The sequence below is a fragment of the Mesorhizobium sp. WSM4313 genome (assembly GCF_002294725.1).
Taxonomy (GTDB): Bacteria; Pseudomonadota; Alphaproteobacteria; order Rhizobiales; family Rhizobiaceae; genus Mesorhizobium.
Genome location: NZ_NSFT01000001.1, coordinates 691,335 through 707,635, shown reverse-complemented (window position 1 = coordinate 707,635; position 16,301 = coordinate 691,335). Strand labels below are relative to the sequence as shown.

Sequence of the window (16,301 nt, the reverse complement as noted above, 5' to 3'; positions counted from 1 at the left end):
AACGTTTTCCTCGATTTCTCCGTTGCCGGAAGATAGAACGCTAGTCGCAAATTGAAAGTGGCGCCCTCCTCCTACACGTCAAAAGGATGTGACGCCTGGATGTCAGAGGAAGCCGTTGGGCATTATTTCAATCGAGGAACTGCCGGCGCGGCTTGCCGGCGGCAAGACGCTCGCCGGGCTCGATCTCGGCGACAAGACGATCGGTGTGGCGGTTTCCGACCGCGGGCTGTCCTTCGCCCATCCGCGCCCAGTCATCCTACGTAAGAAATTTTCGCTGGATGCCGCCCAACTGCTCGCTCAGCTCGACAAGGACAATGTCGGCGCCGTCGTGCTCGGCCTCCCGGTCAACATGGACGGCTCGGAAGGGCCCCGAGCGCAAAAATCCCGCGCCTTCGTCCGCAACATGGCGCCGCTTTCCGACCTGCCCTTCGTGCTGTGGGACGAGCGGCTGTCGACGGTCGCGGCGGAACGGACACTGATCGAGATGGATTTCTCGCGCAAAAAGCGCGCCGGCAAGATCGATTCGGCGGCCGCCGCCTTTATTCTGCAGGGAGCGTTGGACCGGCTTCAGTCGCTGAGCCGAGCCGATCGGGACTGATATCGCCGTGCCGGCGCTGTCTGATCCATTCGGCGATGTTGTGTCGGCGCCGGAAGGCCCAAAGCCCCATGAGCAGGAAAAAGTCGAAAACGCAGGTCCGCGCCACCATGCCCGGAATGATCGCCGGATCGACGCCGAGCATCTGGCCGTAGAGCTGGAAAGCGAAATCGTGCACCTGTCGGCTCAGCATCGCATAGCCGAAATTCATGTCGTTGGCCGACAGGAAGAACCATCCCCAAAAGATGGCCATCGGAGCAGCCCAGAGCGTGAATATCGTGCGCATCAGCGCCTGCCTCCAGGCTTGTTTTCCGGGCGGCCGGATATGCGGGAAAGAAGCGAGCTGTGCGCGGCTCCCATCGCCATGCGCGAGGCGACGCGTATATCACCCTCGGGCAAGTGCATTGCTGCAAAGGTGGAGCGGCGTTCAGCCAGCATGGCGATGTAGGAGGCAAGCAGCGCCGTCATCTGGATGGCGACGATCATGAACAGGCCGTCTATGCCTTGCGCCACGCCGCCGATGAGGATCAGCGAAAGCAGGAAAGATGCCGAGATGAAGGCGATCCGGGCCACGCTCTCGCCCGCGTCCGGCCTTGCCGCCGCGTTCAGCAGCGTTTCGACGAAGGCCCAGCAGAACAACACCGCGACGATCAACAACGCGATCGAAAGCGGTGCGACCACGGCCGCATTTTCAAAATGCGGAAACCGGTTGCCCCGGACGGAAAGGCCGAGCACGCCAAGAGCCGTCGCTATGCCGCGGCTGCCGTCCATGCAGACATAGGCAAGCAGGGCGAAAACCACCGCCCAATGCAAGGCCAGAACTGAGCTCAACACGTGCCGCATACGTTTCCCGCTGGCGGAGTTCGGGGAGGTCATGGTTAACCCTTCCCTACTCCAGCAAAGCGGAGAGTGGGCTTTGCATCGGCTCGCTGCAACGGAAACCATTTGTTAAGGTTAACAGCTGTCCACAGATCGGCAATCTGCCTTTAATGCATGTCGCCCAAAAGTGCGCAGCGGTTCTGGGCGACATGCATCACAACAACGACTTGAAGCGCGTCGCCCAAATCCGTTTCGACGCGATGCGCTCTACGGTATGATGCCGAAAAAGCGTGAAGCGGTTGTCGGAGGACGTGATGCTCAATCTCTTGATTTAGAGATTTAGAGGCGGATCAGGTCACCGGTGGATAGAGCGTGTCGATGATCATGCGCGCGTCGTGGCGCGAATCGAGCATGCCGTAGGTGGTGCGCCACTGGCCGCCGAGCCGCGTTTCGACGAACGCGTCGGCGATCCGCCCTGCTCCCAGTCGGCGCAGCTCCGCCGCCGCGGCCGAAAGCGCCAGCTGTTCGGTGAGCAGGCGCGCCGAGCCCTGGTCGGTCGCGGCGACCTGCATGGCGGCCTTCAGCACGCCGATGGTGCCCCGCCCGCCGGTGCCGAGATCGCGGTCGATGCCGGTCAGCACCTCCTCAAACAGGCCGGGCGCGCGGCCGAGCACGCGCAGCACGTCGAGCGCCATGACATTGCCAGAGCCCTCCCAGATCGCGTTGACCGGCGCCTCCCGGTAATAGCGGGCAAGCGGCGCTTCCTCGACATAGCCGTTGCCGCCAAGGCATTCCATCGCCTCGTAAAGCAGCTGCGGCGCGATCTTGCAGACCCAGTATTTGACGACTGGCGTCATGGCCCGGGCAAAGGCCGCCTCGCCGCGGTCGCTTGCCGCCTCGTCGAAAGAGCGCGCCAGACGGAATGACAGCGCCGTGGCCGCGGCGACGTCGAGCGCCATGTCGGCCAGAACCCGCTGCATCAGCGGCTGGTCGATCAGGTTGGAGCCGAACACCTGGCGATAACGCGTGTGATGGACGGCCTCGGCAAGGCCTGCCCGCATCAGCGCCGACGAAGCGACCGCGCAGTCGAGCCTGGTCAGCGTCACCATATCCATGATCGTCTTCACGCCTGCGCCCGGGTCGCCGACCATCTCGCCGATCGCATTGACAAACTCCACCTCCGACGAGGCGTTCGAGCGGTTGCCGAGCTTGTCCTTCAGCCGCTGGAAGCGGAACCCGTTGCCGGAACCGTCGCCCAGGATGCGCGGCACGAGGAAGCAGGACAGCCCCTCCGGAACCTGCCCGAGCACCAGGAAGGCATCCGACATCGGCGCCGACATGAACCATTTATGGCCGGTCAACCGGTAAAAACCACTACCGGTGCGCTCCGCCCTGGTGGTGTTGGCGCGCACATCGGTGCCGCCCTGCTTCTCGGTCATGCCCATGCCGAGCGTCAGCCCGGTCTTCTGCACCGGAGGCTTCTGCGCCTGGTCGTATTTGCGCGTCGTCACGCGCGGCGCCCATTCGCGGAAAAGCTTCGGGCTTGCCATCAAGGCCGCCAGCGAAGCGCTGGTCATGGTGATGGGGCAAAGATGCCCCGTCTCGAGCTCCGCGGTCAGGTAGAAGCGTGCCGCCCTCACCTGATGGCGGCGGCCGATCTCGGCGTCGCCGTTTTCCCATACCGAAGAATGAAGGCCGCCGGCGATCGCGCGGCGCATCAAGGCATGATAGGCCGGATGATATTCGACAAGATCGAGGCGGCGGCCCTGGCGGTCATGGGTGCGCAATTTCGGCGTGTCGGTGTTGGCGAGGCGGGCGAGTTCCTGCGCTTCCTGCGTCATCACGAACCGGCCAAGCCCGTCGAGATCCTTGCGCACGGGGTCGGAAAAACGCTCGGCCAGCTGGATGAGCAACGGATCGCCCCGCCATGCATTGCCGCCTGCCAATGGCGGCGGCTGGTTGATCACCTCGTCGGTCACGCCCAATCCTTCAGTTGCCCAATCCTTCAGTTGGCCGAGAGGTTCTTACCATTTCCAAGCCCGCGGTCGCGAATCCGAAGCCACTGGGGCCTTATAGCCCAAGCCACGGAAGGCGCGCGACGAAAATACCGGGGAGAACGCCCGCGATCCAAAGCTGGCGCTTGCGGCAGGCCGGACCGCACCCTATAGCAGCGCCTTGAGATGACCGACGCTTCGTCCCTGCCGCTCTTCCCCCACCGCCATCTTCTGGGCATCCGCGATCTTTCCCCCGCCGATATCGAGCTGTTGCTCGATCGGGCCGACCAGGCCGTGGCGATCTCGCGGCAATCGGAAAAGAAGACCTCGACGCTGCGCGGCCGCACCCAAATCAACCTGTTCTACGAGGCATCGACCCGCACGCAATCCTCCTTCGAGCTCGCCGGCAAGCGTCTCGGAGCCGACGTCATGAACATGTCGGTGGCAAGCTCCTCGGTGAAGAAGGGCGAGACGCTGATCGATACAGCCATAACCCTCAACGCCATGCGCCCCGACATCCTGATCATCCGCCACCAATCGGCTGGCGCGGCTGCCCTGCTCGCCCAGAAAGTCGGCTGCTCGGTGGTCAATGCCGGCGACGGCGCGCACGAGCACCCGACGCAGGCGCTGCTCGATGCGCTGACCATCCGCCGTGCCAAGGGGCCGCTGTCGAAGCTGATCGTGGCGATCTGCGGCGACATCCTGCATTCGCGCGTCGCCCGCTCCAACATCATGCTTCTGAACGCGCTCGGCGCGCAGGTGCGCGTCGTCGCGCCCTCGACATTGCTGCCCTCCGGCATCGACAGGATGGGGGTGATCGTGTCGCGCTCGATGGCCGAAGGCCTGAAGGATGCCGACGTGGTCATGATGCTGCGCCTGCAGCGCGAGCGCATGGAAGGCGCTTTCGTGCCGTCGATCCGCGAATATTTCCGCTATTTCGGCCTTGATGCCGAGAAGCTGAAAGCTGCCAAGGACGATGCGCTGGTCATGCATCCCGGCCCCATGAACCGCGGCGTCGAGATCGCCTCCGAGATCGCCGACGGACCGCAAAGCGTCATCCAGGAACAGGTGGAGATGGGGGTCGCCGTGCGCATGGCGGTGATGGAAGCTCTGCTTGATCCGCGCCGCAACCATGAGGGGCGCGGCGCATGAGCATGACCGTCTTCAGCAAGGCGCACATTGTCGACCCCTCGCGCGGCGTGGACGAGATCGGCAGCGTCATAGTCGACGGCCGCAAAATCGTCGCTGCCGGGAAAGCCGCGTTGAACCAGGGCGTGCCGGAAGGCGCCGCCGTCGTCGACTGCGCCGGCAAGACGATCATTCCGGGCCTTGTCGACGCGCGTGTCTTCATCGGCGAACCAGGCGGCGAGCATCGCGAAACCATCGCTTCGGCAAGCGTCGCCGCGGCGGCGGGCGGCGTCACCTCAATCGTCATGATGCCGGACACCGATCCGGTGATCGACAATGTGGCGCTGGTCGAGTTCGTGCTGCGCACGGCACGCGACACCGCTAGCGTCAACATCTTCCCGTCGGCAGCGATCACCAAGGGTCTCGAAGGCCGCGAGATGACCGAGTTCGGCCTGCTGCGCGAGGCTGGCGCCGTCGCCTACACCGATGGCCGCCACACGATCGCCAATGCGCTGGTGATGCGCCGCGCGCTGACCTACGCCCGCGATTTCGGCGGCGTCATCGCGCACGAAACGCAGGACGCCGATCTCGCCTCGTCCGGCGTGATGAACGAAGGGCTCTATGCGAGCTGGCTCGGCCTGTCGGGCATTCCGCGCGAAGCGGAGCTGATCCCGCTTGAACGCGACCTGGCGCTGGCCCGGCTGACCGGCGGCGCCTATCACGCGGCAAAAATCTCGTCGGCGATGGCGGCCGGCGCGGTAAACCGTGCCAAGACCGAGGGCGCCAATGTCACAGCCGGCGTCGCCATCCATAATCTGTCGCTCAACGAGAACGATGTCGGCGAATACCGCACCTTCTTCCGGCTGACCCCGCCCTTGCGCGCCGAGGACGACCGGCTGGCGATGATCGAGGCGATCAAGGACGGCACGATCGACATCATCGTCTCCTCGCACGATCCGCAGGACGTCGACACCAAGCGCCTGCCCTTCGCCGACGCCGCTGCCGGCGCCATCGGGCTGGAGACGTTGCTGGGCGCGGCGCTTCGGCTTTACCACAATGGCGACGTGCCGCTGTTGAGGCTGATCGAGACGCTGTCCACGGCGCCGGCCAGACTGTTCGGCCTGCCGGGCGGCACGCTGAAGCCGGGGGCGCCGGCCGATCTCGCGGTCGTCGATCTGGACGCGCCGTGGATCGTCAGCGAGAGCGGTCTGCGCTCACGCTCCAAGAACACCTGTTTCGAGGGCGCGCGTCTGCAGGGCACGGTCCTGCAAACGGTGGTGGCGGGCCGCACGGTGTTTTCCGCATAAGCCACCGCATCGCTTGAGCCCTGCTCAGCCTGCCCGGCATAGACTTGCTTGGCGAACCCTCCCGACTCTACCATTATGATAAATTCACGCCCAAGCAGGGCCAGCACTTGCAAACTATGGTTGCATAGCGCACAGTGTATCAATCATTGGGCGAGCAACCGGGCAGCAGGAAATATGGGGGAAACAATGGGTTACGTGATCGCGCTCGTCTTCGGCTATCTGCTCGGCTCGATCCCGTTCGGGCTTCTGATCACCCGTGCGGCCGGGCTCGGCGATGTCCGCCAGATCGGCTCCGGCAACATCGGCGCGACCAATGTGCTGAGGACGGGTAACAAGGGCCTTGCTGCCGCCACTCTGCTGCTCGATGCACTGAAAGGCACTGCCGCGGTGCTGATCGCCAGGCATTTTTCGCCGGACTACGGACTGTTGGCCGGTTTCGGTGCCTTTCTCGGCCACCTCTTCCCGGTCTGGCTCGGCTTCAAGGGCGGCAAGGGTGTCGCCACCTATCTCGGCGTGCTGCTTGGCCTTGCCTGGCAAGGCATGCTTGTCTTCGCCGTCGTCTGGCTCGCAATGGCCTTCCTGTTCCGCTATTCCTCTTTGGCGGCATTGGCGGCCGCGGTGGTCGTGCCGATCGCGCTCTATGTCACAAGCACGCCGCAGATCGCGGGCCTGTTCGCGCTGATGAGCCTGATCGTCATCGTCAAGCATCGAGCAAACATCTCGCGGCTGCTCGCCGGCACCGAGGGCAAGATCGGGGCGAAGGGATGAGCGCCCTGGCTGCCGCCCCGCGTCTCAGCGATCGGCAGCGGCTTGCCTGGCTTCGCCTGATCCGCACGCCCAATGTCGGCCCGGCCTCGTTTCGCGAGCTGATCAACCGCTTCGGCTCGGCCGAAGCCGCACTTGAAATGCTGCCGGAGCTGATGATCTCCGGCGGCGCCAATCGCATCGTCCGCATCCCCTCCATCGCCGAAGCCGAAGCCGAGCTGGAGGCCGCGCGGCGCGCCGGCGCCCGCTTCGTCGGCATCGGCGAGGCCGATTATCCGCCCCTATTGAAGACTCTCGACAACCCGCCGCCGTTGCTGGCGGTAAAAGGCGAAGGCGCGGTCTTCCGCTTGCCGGCGGTGGCGGTTGTCGGCGCTCGCAATGCCTCGCTGGCCGGCATCAAGATGGCGCGCATGCTGGCGGCCGATCTCGGCCGCGACGGCTACGCCATCGTTTCCGGCCTGGCGCGCGGCATCGACACGGCCGCCCACAAAGGCAGCGTTTCGACCGGCACAGTCGGCGTGCTGGCCGGCGGGCTCGATGTCCCCTACCCGCTTGAAAATGCCGGCCTTTGCGATGAGATCGCCGATCGCGGCGGCGCCATCGTTTCCGAGATGCCCTTCGGGTGGCAGCCGCGCGCGCAGGATTTCCCACGCCGCAACCGCCTGGTCGCAGGGATGGCGCTCGGACTGGTGGTGGTTGAGGCGGCGCAGCGCTCCGGCTCGCTGATCAGCGCGCGCCTGGCCAATGAAATGGGCCGGCTGGTCTTCGCCGTGCCGGGCTCGCCGCTCGATCCGCGCGCTGCCGGCTGCAACGCGCTGCTCAAGGACGGCGTCACGCTGGTCACTGAAGCCGCCGATATCCTTAGCGCGCTGGCGCCGCTTGCCGGCATCCGGCTTCCAAGAACCGCCCCACTTGCCGAGGCGCCCGACATATCAGCCATGCCGCCGCCAGGCGAAAACGACCGCGCCGATGTGTTGGAAGCGCTCGGGCCTACGCCGACAGGCATAGACGAGATCATCCGCCACACGGGACTGAGCGCCGCGCAGATTGCCATGGTGCTCCTGGAGCTCGACCTTGCCGGACGGCTCGAGCGCCACGCCGGCGGAAACGTGTCGCTGATCGCGTGACCGGGCGCGTTTGCCCGCAACGCTGATTTCCTTACCGGAACAGATATTTCGACACTTCCGGATTACCGCGGCGCCACATCACATTGTCGAGGAAATAGTGGTGCACATTGATGAAGATCAGCACGATGAAGAAGAACAGCGACGAACCGAGCACCTGTTTGTCGTAGGGAACCAGGGCGGTCAGCAAGAACGGGATCAGCCAGAAGCCGAGATAGCCAAGCGCGCCGCCACCGATGATGAATCCCAGCACACGCAACCGATAGCGGGGCCCGAGCACGGATAGTATCTTCGGCTCCGGATCCCGCGCGGCATCCAAGACGTCACGCTCGACATTGGTCTGATAGCGCCACACCACGGCCAGATATTGCAGCGAGTGCAGCGCCGGCACCACGAGCAGCCAGAGCGGGTTAATCCTGGCGATCAGGATCCAGAGATAGAGCGAGGCGACATAGGCCACGATGCCGTTGTAAGGCAGTCCGCGGCCATTCCTTCGCCAGCGGTTGACCAGCATGAAAAGCGTGGCCGCCGTCGATCCGACGGCCGCCAGCACGGCAATGTCGGTGATCCAGGACGGCGCCGCGAAGGTGTAATATTGAAGGCCGTAATACTGCCCCTGCGTCACGGCCGTATTCGTCTGCAGCCAGGCCAGGATCCAAACCGCATAGCTGTTGACGAGCAGCACCTTCTTGTCCCGGTCGTCGAAGAATTTGCGCTTCAGGACGGCGTCGACCATCAGCATGCCGTAGCCTTGCTTGACGTAGTGCCAGCCGACGAAGAAGAACATCGCGTTGGCCGCAAAGCCGAGCAGCCGCGTGTTCGACGTCGCCGCGCCATAGGCAAAGAACAGGGTCATGACCACTGGCACGATGACGCCGGCGAAAATGTAGCGGAGCTGCAGGCTTCTGTCGTAGCCCTCGCCACGCGCCTTGCGGCCGAAATTGCGGTAGAAAATCTGGTAGGAGTGGGCGAAATGCGGATAGTTCACCAGATAGGCCACGACGACCATCGTCGCGGCCAATGAGCCTTCATACTCGCGCGGCACCAGGAACAGCAGTGGCAGGATCAGAAACGCGCTGCCGCCGAGCATGAGGAAATCGGCGACCGGGCCGAAAAGATATCTGCCCGGCGGCGTCGCCGCCTTGGGCGCCTGTGCATCTACCGAAAGGTCAAGTGCCATCCTGGAGCCTCCCTCGGAGGCGCCGAGTTTAACCACGGCCCCATCCAGGGACAAGGCAACGCGGCAGGATCTCTCTTGCCTTCGGGCAAGTCACCCCATTACGCTGAGGCGGTCGAAGCGAAGTTCATCAGCCGCTTTCTGGCCTCCGCCACTCGCTTCTTCTCCGACCTTATGCGGTCGCACAGCGCGAGATTGATCCCGACGCCACATTCTTCATCCAGCATTTCTTTTGCATGATTGAGCGAAGTTTCTGCGCGCTTGACGCGCAGCCTGGCCCTGGCCAGCTCCAAGTTCAGTACGTCCACTGTATCCGCATCCCAGATTGCGGTCCCTTCAACAGGGAAACAGCCGCGCGCAAGCTTTTGTTCCGATTGCCGGAGACGCAGACGACATGTCCCGCTTCGATCGCCCGGATATGGAAGCTCGGTAGGCTTGCTCTGGCATCTATTTGGTGTGGAAAATTTGGTGAGCGCGATGGGCTTCGAACCCATGACCTACTGATTAAAAGTCAGGGAAAAATCACTCACCGGCAGGCCGAGATTGACCGTCACCTTGCCCTCATCGACGCGGGTGACATCGCCTATCAGCTCGATCGGCTGGCCGTGCTTCACCTTCGATATCCGGTCTACGATGGAATGCGGCTGGCCGTAAGATGGGATAGACACGCTCACCCGACCTTCAGTGAACTCGCTTGCGCACGGTCGCGCCGATGGCGACCTCATCGCCGATGTTGAAGCTGCCCTTTGCCATGCCACGATGAGTCTGGCGCGGCCAAGGCCTTCGTCAAGAGATTGCTAATGTTCGATAGCCCGCCGCTGGTGTGCCCCCACACCTAGCGACGGGCTAAGGATGGCCGGCGCCTCTCTTTTTTGGAGATTGCCTAAGCGGGCGCCGGCCTGGCAAACCGTGGTCCGCCGCAATATGCAATATAGCTAAAACATCTGCGATCGACATGGTGTGATCGCGGAAGCTTGGGAGGGCAGTTCACGAATCATGCGATGACGCGGGAGCAGTGGAAGGGCTGGACGCCGAGCCCATGACCCTTAGCCGCGACTTATGCAACATCGGCGGCATGCGCAACTGTGATCTGACCGAGCGGCCCGGCAAGGGGTTCACGCCTTGGAAAAAAGGCACCGGCGAGGCCGATGTCGACAAGGTCTGGTGCGCTGCCAGGTGCCTGCATTTCCCCAAGCTTAATGTGTCGTGCTGGTTTGATAGCTCCGAGCTTGTCGGGATCGAGCATTGGGGACGCCGCGGCGACAAGTGGACGATGAAGAACAAGCCGTCCGACTGCAGCCGTGCCTGAAGTCTATCGGCTGACCGCGAAGCGCGAGCAGCAGGAGGCTCGTGCAGGAGGCCACAGAGAGGCGCCAGGACGCGCGGAGCGATCAGCCGGCGTAGGACAGCGGAAAGGGCGAATACGTTTCCTGGCCTTGTAGGCAACGGCAGCGTCTTGTCATATGCCGCCAACTTGTCACTAGTCACCCCTCAGCAATTGGATTGCGGACACGTCCCGCCAATTGATCAAAAACTCTCCTTCGGGCGAGTCAACGCTTACAAAATCGTCGCCGTTGTGAAGGTAAACGTCTCCGCCGGGACTCCATGTTCGCCAAAGGCTCGGCTGCGGTATTTCAATTTGGGATATGTGGCCAACGCCGACAACGGCGCCGAAGTCCGCCATCATAACTTCATAAAGCCTCTGGGCCTTGTGGATTGCCTCGAGGGCCTGCTTTGCTGCTGCTTTCGCGGCGGCATTCGCCATAAGTCCGGATATGAAGGACAGCGCTGCCGCTTCCGTCACGAAGGCTGGGCCCGGTGCACCGAGTACACCCAAAGATGTGCTGGATCTCGGTCCTAACGCGTTGCGTGCCTGCGCCCGCAAGGTTTGGATTTCCGTGACCTTGGCCTCAGGATAGAGTTTGACGCCAGTGGCACGTATTAACTTCCCCGACCCAAGAGTGATGCTCATCGTGTGGAGCTTCGGGGCATTCTCGCGAAGCCTCGTCAGGGACAACTGGATTCGCCTATTGATTTCGCGGTTCATCTTCGAGAATGCGGGTTCGGCGCTGTTGCCATAGAACACAACCCCGTCCTTGCCCGAGATGGGCGTCTGGCGCGCCTTGATCTGCAGGTGCCCTTCACTCAACGGGCCGGCTTGCTGATGCAGAGTTTCCAGTACATCCGTGATAGGAATATTGACCGTCACCTTCCCGGCTTTGCAGACAAGCACACGATCGTCCAATAGTTCGATCGATGAATCCTTCCCCTCGGCAATCATCTCCCCTCACTCCGCCAAATTTCCCAACGATGAAGATCATCTTGACGGCGGCGAAACGCAAGCTTCGTCCCGGAAGGCCGCGGCATGACCGAGATCGAGGTCGATGGCATCGGCACCTATCGTCTGCCAACGAATGGCAATACGCGCCTTGGCCGTCTACGGGGCGAGAAACGGCATACTGCGGTTGGCTTTGGGCTGCCGCATGACGGTGCGCCAGTTCGCCAAGCTGCCACCAGACAGGCAGCAGGCGGTCCATAGGGCCTATCTGACCCTGATGTCGCAACCGGAGCCAGAGCCGGCCGACAACGACGCTATGGCGCTTCCCCGCGGCCGCTGGTCGACCGATCTCAAGATCAAGGTTGGGTGCTGGCAGATGCACATGAAGGCGACGCCGCCGCATGGGCATTTCGGCCGTGGGTCGAGAAGCAGCCGGGCTATCCCGGTCGATGTCGCTGCAATGCATGGCGCTTGCGCGGACCTATCAGGAGCACAGGCATGCGGCATTGGGCGCAACCTTGGGCCCTGCGGGTCGTTACTAATTCTCCGCGTGGCTGAAGACGACAGCGCCGTTGTCCCTGCGAACTTCGACCGACAATACTCCATCGTCACCCTTGCGGGCCGGGAACATTGAGATTGCGTGGTCCTTCGCCATCTTCTCAGCGTCAAAGGTCACCTTGTCGATGACGCCTTGTCTATCATACCAGATGACAGTGTAGGCCATTGTTGCTCCCATGCTTGCGACCAAGCATAGCACCAGCCTGCCGAGAAACCACAACCGCCGGCACGCGGCAAGCGCGTCGGCGCTGTACGACAGCGGCCAGCAAGAATGCGCGCTGGCTGGACTGTGTGCTTGGAAGTTTGATCACATCCCGCTTACCGGGTTTGCGGTATGTCACTTTTTAATTGAAGGGGCGCCGCTGATCGCCCTTTTGCCTCAGCGCTTCTTCGGCTTCGGCGTGATCTCCTCGATCGGCACCTTGCCACCAATCCCATTTGCAGGCGGCGCGTTCGCGTCTGAACAAGCAGGGTTTGACGATTCGCACCGAGGAAGCCTATCGCCCACGCCGCCATAACGCTCCACGAGTTTTGCGAATCCGTAGGCGAAGGCGAAGAGAAGCGCCAAGACAACCGCTATTCGGACTGCCATAAAAGATTATAGCAGGACCTCGCTCCGGATTTGATCAGCTACAGGTAGAATGGAAGCACTTAATTAGCCGCCCCATCCTAGCCGTCTTCCGCAGCGTCACGCCAGCGCCGCCGCGCCTGGGACATGCTGGAGGCTATGTCAGCCACCAAGCATTGATCATTCCGCATGCGAAACGATAGCCCGCTGCCGAGACGTGGCGGACTTACAGTTTGAGAGCGGCCTTGGTCAGTTCAATGGACTGGGCGACATAAGCGAGATACTCGGCCAAAAACTCATCCGAGATGTCCACGCGCTTTTTGCCCCAAGCAAACTGCTTATCCTTCCCCGACAGGCCATAGTGCACCAGCCTTGTAGAGCTGCCCTCCGTGACTGGTTCGGGCGCATACCTCCCGGCGCCAAAGAGACGGTCATCCAGATGCTCGAAATGGTTGCGAGCGTCCTTGTAATCTTCGAAATTTCTGGTAGCGGCAAACGCAGCGACGTCGCCGCCTAGCATCTCCGCGACGATCGCTAGGCCATCGTTCATTCGGTCAAGCGAGATGAAAAAGAAGTGCAGTTGAGCAAGGGCTTGGGGAAAGTCCTTCGCCCGCCAGGCGGCGAAGATGAGGTCATGCTGCCGAGAAAGCGCCTCTCGGTATTTCTCGATCAGCTCGATTCCATGGTCGAGCTTCCCTGATGGATCTGCCTTAGAAGCAGCAAAAAACCATTCTGGCGACATGAGCCTTCTCCATGATCGTCGCTGTTGCTGCAGATGGCATTCGCCAATTGCCGAAACGTTGCCGGCTGCTTAGGTGGCCGGGCTTTTCTCTGCGTGCTTGGCAGCTTTGATACCGCGATCGATTCTAGCTGTAAGAACAAACATGAAGTTCCCGAGCGCCTCAGCAAACTCAACAGACTGCCTTGCTTCGTCAGCCGAAACGTGCGGTTTCTTCTCGTCGGCATGCCTTGGGCGGTTGGAGCCAAGCCTGACTGAATGCGCCCACTTCGCCATCCCGTCGGTCAGCAGGTTCTGATTCAGCGCCTCGTCGATGCGCGCATAGAGGCCGCCGTCATTCAGGCCATGTGCCTTAAGCATCGCGTCGACAGCGCTGCCTGCCATTACTGCCGCCGCATCCGGCGCATGAAGGGTCTCGAAGCCTTGTTGAAGGAAGGTCCTCGCCGGTGCTGGGATGTCTTCGTGTGCGGCCTTCGCAGCGGGAAAGATGGCGATCGCTTCCATTCTGCCGGTGTTGTCCAACCTCATTTGCAACGTAATGACGCCAGAGCAGGAATTGCAACGGAACGATGCCCAGTGCTCTTCACCCGCGTTTCGCCATTTGTCCGACCACACGCGATTTACATTCGGCTTCGCAACAGCGCAGTGCGGGCAGCGACTTAGGTCCTGCAATTTTTCATTTGGAATCAATCCGCCGCTGGACGCGTGCGCGGCCGTTGAATATGCCACCGTTTAGACAATCTCCCCTGCCCCGCGCGCCGCCGAACCTGTTAGCCAATGGATAGCCCGCGCACCAACTCATCTCGATACCCTGGCACTTGACCAGCTAACCTCATGAAATATATGGTATAATTTGGTGAGCGCGATGGGATTCGAACCCATGACCTACTGATTAAAAGTCAGTTGCTCTACCGGCTGAGCTACGCGCTCCCGTGGGCTCGGAACGCCGCCCTCGAAATTGCGCGGAACATAGGGAGAGTGCCGCGGCCGGTCAACCGGAAAAAGACGGGCTTCCAAGGCGGATTTCTTGAACGGATTCGAAGGGACGCCGCGGTGAACGGCTTTCGATGCCTGCGCCAATGGCCCGGCCTGGGGCTGCTTCAGAAAGCCCTACAATAACAATGGGCTGACACAATGGGCTGATGCTGGAACGGGAACCATTGCAATTCGGGCCCGTTTCGCAAAACAGGACGTCCCCATCAACCATCGAGGAGAAGATCAATGAACAAGATCGCATCCGGCCTGTTGGCAACCGCTCTCTCGGCGTCGTTCCTCGCGGCGGAGATGGTGCCGGTCAACGCTCAGCCAGCTTATGTACCGCAACCCCAGGGCCTGTCGTCAGATCTTCAGACCGTGCAGTATCGGGACTGGAGAAGGCACCGCAGCTTCAACCGCGATTTCTCGCGTCGTGGTGACGCCGTCTACTGGAACGGCCATCGCGGCTATCGCGAGTATCGCCGCGGCTATCGCCGGCATGGCGACTATTGGTTTCCGCTGGCAGCTTTCGCCACCGGCGCGCTGATCACCGGCGCCATCGTCAACAGCGAGAACAACCGCGTCTATCGCGGCAACGCGCACGTGCAGTGGTGCTACGACCGCTACCGCTCCTATCGCGCCTCGGACAACACCTTCCAGCCTAACAACGGCCCGCGTCAGCAGTGCGTTTCGCCCTACTGACGGCCTCCAGTCAGTACCCAGGGCCGTTGACTGAGCCCGTGCCTCGAGAGGCACGGGCTCTCTCGTTCCGATGTTAGCGAGAGCTCAGCGTCCTGCGCACCGCATCGCGCCATCCGGCCAGTTTCGCACCGCGCGTTGCGGCGTCCATCTGCGGCTCGAAGCACCGCTCCAGCGCCCAGCTCTTGGCGAATTCTTTCGCTTTCGGCCAGACACCGGCCTTCGACCCGGCAAGCCAGGCCGCGCCCAGCGCCGTCGTCTCCAGTATCGTTGGACGGTCGACCGGTGCGTCGAGAATGTCGGCGAGCCGCTGCATGGTCCAGTCGGATGCCACCATGCCGCCGTCGACCCGAAGCACCGTCTTGGCCGAGGCGCCTTTCCAGTCCTTGCGCATGGCGTCGAGCAGGTCGCGCGTCTGGAAGGCGACCGATTCGAGTGCCGCGCGGGCGAACTCGGCCGGGCCCGAATTGCGCGTCAACCCGAAGATCGCGCCGCGCGCATCCGCGTCCCAATGCGGCGCGCCGAGGCCGACGAAGGCCGGCACCAGATAGACCTGTTGCGCAGGGTCAGCGGCCGCAGCCAATACTCCGCTCTGCTCGGCCTTGCCGATCACCTTGATGCCGTCGCGCAACCACTGCACGGCTGCGCCCGCGATGAAGATCGAGCCTTCCAGCGCGTAGGTTGTCTTGCCGTTGAGCCGATAGGCGATGGTGGTCAAAAGCCGGTTCTTCGAACGCACCAGATCGGCGCCGGTGTTGAGCAGCGCGAAGCAGCCGGTGCCATAGGTCGATTTCATCATGCCGGGCTCGAAACAGGCCTGGCCGATGGTCGCCGCATGCTGGTCGCCGGCCACCCCGAGGATCCGCATCTCGGCCCCGAAAAGGCTCTTCTCGGTGACACCGAAATCGTCGGCGCAGTCCTTCACCTCAGGCAGGATCGCGGCCGGGATCTTCAGGATCGAGAGCAGCTCGTCGTCCCAGACATTCTTCTCGATGTTGTAGACCAGCGTGCGCGAGGCATTTGTCGCGTCGGTTGCGTGCATTTGGCCGCCGGTCAGCCGCCAGATGAGAAAGCTGTCGATGGTGCCGGCGAGCAACTCGCTCTTCTCGGCGCGCTTTCTGGCACCCTTCACCTTGTCGAGCATCCAGGAGATCTTGGTGCCGGAGAAATACGGATCGAGCAGCAGGCCGGTCTTCTTCGTGAATGTCTTCTCCAGTCCCTGCTTCTTCAGCTTCTGGCAGAGCGGCGCGGTGCGCCTGTCCTGCCAGACGATCGCGTTATGGATCGGCTTGCCGGTCGCCCTGTCCCAGATGACGACGGTCTCGCGCTGGTTGGTGATGCCGATCGCGGCTATATCCGAAGCCGTGCGGGCGGCGGCCTTCAAGGCCGCTTTCACCGTGGCGAGAACGCTTGCCCAGATGTCTTCCGGGTCATGTTCGACCCAGCCGGAAGCCGGATAATGCTGCGCGAATTCCTGCTGGCCGGTGCCGGCGACTTTCATCTTGTCGTCGAACAGTATCGCCCTGGTCGAGGTCGTTCCCTGATCGATGGCCAGCACAAAACCGCTCATTCCGC

The 16,301-nt window shown here is 62.4% G+C and carries 20 protein-coding genes and 1 tRNA gene; 9 read left to right on the top strand and 12 right to left on the bottom strand.

Translation table 11 applies throughout. The annotated features are described in order from the left end of the window. Nucleotides 1-115: 115 nt before the first annotated feature. Nucleotides 116-598, top strand: a complete 483-nt coding sequence (ruvX, locus tag CK219_RS03555) for a Holliday junction resolvase RuvX (RefSeq protein WP_095765335.1) — start codon at nt 116-118, stop codon at nt 596-598. Here ruvX and CK219_RS03550 read toward each other — a convergent pair. The 3 genes from CK219_RS03550 to CK219_RS03540 all read right to left on the bottom strand — a co-directional run bounded on the left by CK219_RS03550 (nt 540) and on the right by CK219_RS03540 (nt 3,393). Further along, on the bottom strand, nt 540-881 hold the full coding sequence (locus CK219_RS03550; protein WP_095765334.1) for a DUF6105 family protein: 342 nt from the start codon (nt 879-881) through the stop codon (nt 540-542). The genes ruvX and CK219_RS03550 overlap by 59 nt on opposite strands. Beyond that, the gene (locus tag CK219_RS03545) at nt 881-1,438 is read right to left on the bottom strand and encodes a hypothetical protein (protein WP_095765333.1); all 558 of its coding nucleotides are present in this window, start codon (nt 1,436-1,438) and stop codon (nt 881-883) included. Before CK219_RS03545 ends, CK219_RS03550 begins: the two co-directional genes overlap by 1 nt. Nucleotides 1,439-1,764: 326 nt before the next feature. After that, nucleotides 1,765-3,393 (bottom strand): DNA alkylation response protein, encoded by a 1,629-nt coding sequence (locus CK219_RS03540; RefSeq protein ID WP_095765614.1) that lies wholly within the window; start codon nt 3,391-3,393, stop codon nt 1,765-1,767. Between the two features lie 201 nt (nt 3,394-3,594). Here CK219_RS03540 and CK219_RS03535 point away from each other — a divergent pair, with 201 nt between their 5' ends. The 4 genes from CK219_RS03535 to dprA all read left to right on the top strand — a co-directional run bounded on the left by CK219_RS03535 (nt 3,595) and on the right by dprA (nt 7,735). Further along, complete coding sequence (locus tag CK219_RS03535; RefSeq protein ID WP_095765332.1) at nt 3,595-4,560, top strand: aspartate carbamoyltransferase catalytic subunit; 966 nt, start codon at nt 3,595-3,597, stop codon at nt 4,558-4,560. Beyond that, nucleotides 4,557-5,843, top strand: coding sequence for a dihydroorotase (locus CK219_RS03530; protein ID WP_095765331.1), 1,287 nt, complete (start codon nt 4,557-4,559; stop codon nt 5,841-5,843). The genes CK219_RS03535 and CK219_RS03530 overlap by 4 nt, the downstream gene beginning before the upstream one ends. Before the next feature lie 186 nt (nt 5,844-6,029). Next, nucleotides 6,030-6,611 carry a glycerol-3-phosphate 1-O-acyltransferase PlsY gene (gene plsY / locus CK219_RS03525; RefSeq protein WP_095765613.1) on the top strand — a complete coding sequence of 194 codons (582 nt, stop codon included), beginning with the start codon at nt 6,030-6,032 and terminating at the stop codon, nt 6,609-6,611. Further along, the gene (gene dprA, locus CK219_RS03520; protein WP_095765330.1) at nt 6,608-7,735 is read left to right on the top strand and encodes a DNA-processing protein DprA; all 1,128 of its coding nucleotides are present in this window, start codon (nt 6,608-6,610) and stop codon (nt 7,733-7,735) included. The genes plsY and dprA overlap by 4 nt, the downstream gene beginning before the upstream one ends. Before the next feature lie 31 nt (nt 7,736-7,766). On the opposite strand, the gene CK219_RS03515 is transcribed toward dprA, so the two are convergent. The 3 genes from CK219_RS03515 to CK219_RS03505 form a co-directional block, all read right to left on the bottom strand. Beyond that, entirely contained in the window at nt 7,767-8,912 is a 1,146-nt protein-coding gene (locus CK219_RS03515) for a hypothetical protein (RefSeq protein ID WP_095765329.1), read from the bottom strand. Nucleotides 8,913-9,010: 98 nt separating this feature from the next. Continuing rightward, nucleotides 9,011-9,217, bottom strand: a complete 207-nt coding sequence (locus CK219_RS03510) for a hypothetical protein (protein WP_095765328.1) — start codon at nt 9,215-9,217, stop codon at nt 9,011-9,013. 189 nt (nt 9,218-9,406) lie between these two features. Then, nucleotides 9,407-9,583, bottom strand: a complete 177-nt coding sequence (locus CK219_RS03505; RefSeq protein WP_348628327.1) for a hypothetical protein — start codon at nt 9,581-9,583, stop codon at nt 9,407-9,409. Nucleotides 9,584-9,924: 341 nt separating this feature from the next. On the opposite strand from CK219_RS03505, the gene CK219_RS03500 reads away from it, so the two are divergent. Beyond that, a complete protein-coding gene (locus CK219_RS03500) occupies nt 9,925-10,218 on the top strand; it encodes a hypothetical protein (RefSeq protein ID WP_095765327.1) in 294 nt (97 codons plus the stop codon). 171 nt (nt 10,219-10,389) lie between these two features. On the opposite strand, the gene CK219_RS03495 is transcribed toward CK219_RS03500, so the two are convergent. Beyond that, the gene (locus tag CK219_RS03495) at nt 10,390-11,190 is read right to left on the bottom strand and encodes a hypothetical protein (RefSeq protein ID WP_095765326.1); all 801 of its coding nucleotides are present in this window, start codon (nt 11,188-11,190) and stop codon (nt 10,390-10,392) included. Nucleotides 11,191-11,274: 84 nt separating this feature from the next. On the opposite strand from CK219_RS03495, the gene CK219_RS31595 reads away from it, so the two are divergent. Continuing rightward, nucleotides 11,275-11,448, top strand: coding sequence for a hypothetical protein (locus CK219_RS31595; RefSeq protein ID WP_176476913.1), 174 nt, complete (start codon nt 11,275-11,277; stop codon nt 11,446-11,448). Nucleotides 11,449-11,725: 277 nt separating this feature from the next. On the opposite strand, the gene CK219_RS31040 is transcribed toward CK219_RS31595, so the two are convergent. Further along, complete coding sequence (locus CK219_RS31040; protein WP_141245289.1) at nt 11,726-11,911, bottom strand: hypothetical protein; 186 nt, start codon at nt 11,909-11,911, stop codon at nt 11,726-11,728. Between the two features lie 10 nt (nt 11,912-11,921). Here CK219_RS31040 and CK219_RS31035 point away from each other — a divergent pair, with 10 nt between their 5' ends. Further along, the gene (locus tag CK219_RS31035) at nt 11,922-12,263 is read left to right on the top strand and encodes a hypothetical protein (RefSeq protein WP_141245288.1); all 342 of its coding nucleotides are present in this window, start codon (nt 11,922-11,924) and stop codon (nt 12,261-12,263) included. Nucleotides 12,264-12,539: 276 nt separating this feature from the next. On the opposite strand, the gene CK219_RS03480 is transcribed toward CK219_RS31035, so the two are convergent. The 3 genes from CK219_RS03480 to CK219_RS03470 all read right to left on the bottom strand — a co-directional run bounded on the left by CK219_RS03480 (nt 12,540) and on the right by CK219_RS03470 (nt 13,982). Next, a complete protein-coding gene (locus CK219_RS03480) occupies nt 12,540-13,055 on the bottom strand; it encodes a hypothetical protein (RefSeq protein WP_095765323.1) in 516 nt (171 codons plus the stop codon). A gap of 69 nt (nt 13,056-13,124) precedes the next feature. Next, the gene (locus CK219_RS03475) at nt 13,125-13,556 is read right to left on the bottom strand and encodes a DUF4145 domain-containing protein (protein WP_176476912.1); all 432 of its coding nucleotides are present in this window, start codon (nt 13,554-13,556) and stop codon (nt 13,125-13,127) included. A gap of 350 nt (nt 13,557-13,906) precedes the next feature. Beyond that, nucleotides 13,907-13,982 (bottom strand) — tRNA-Lys (locus tag CK219_RS03470). 291 nt (nt 13,983-14,273) lie between these two features. On the opposite strand from CK219_RS03470, the gene CK219_RS03465 reads away from it, so the two are divergent. Further along, entirely contained in the window at nt 14,274-14,729 is a 456-nt protein-coding gene (locus CK219_RS03465) for a BA14K family protein (RefSeq protein ID WP_095765321.1), read from the top strand. 73 nt (nt 14,730-14,802) lie between these two features. On the opposite strand, the gene glpK is transcribed toward CK219_RS03465, so the two are convergent. Beyond that, nucleotides 14,803-16,296, bottom strand: coding sequence for a glycerol kinase GlpK (gene glpK / locus CK219_RS03460; RefSeq protein WP_095765320.1), 1,494 nt, complete (start codon nt 16,294-16,296; stop codon nt 14,803-14,805). Nucleotides 16,297-16,301 lie beyond the last annotated feature (5 nt).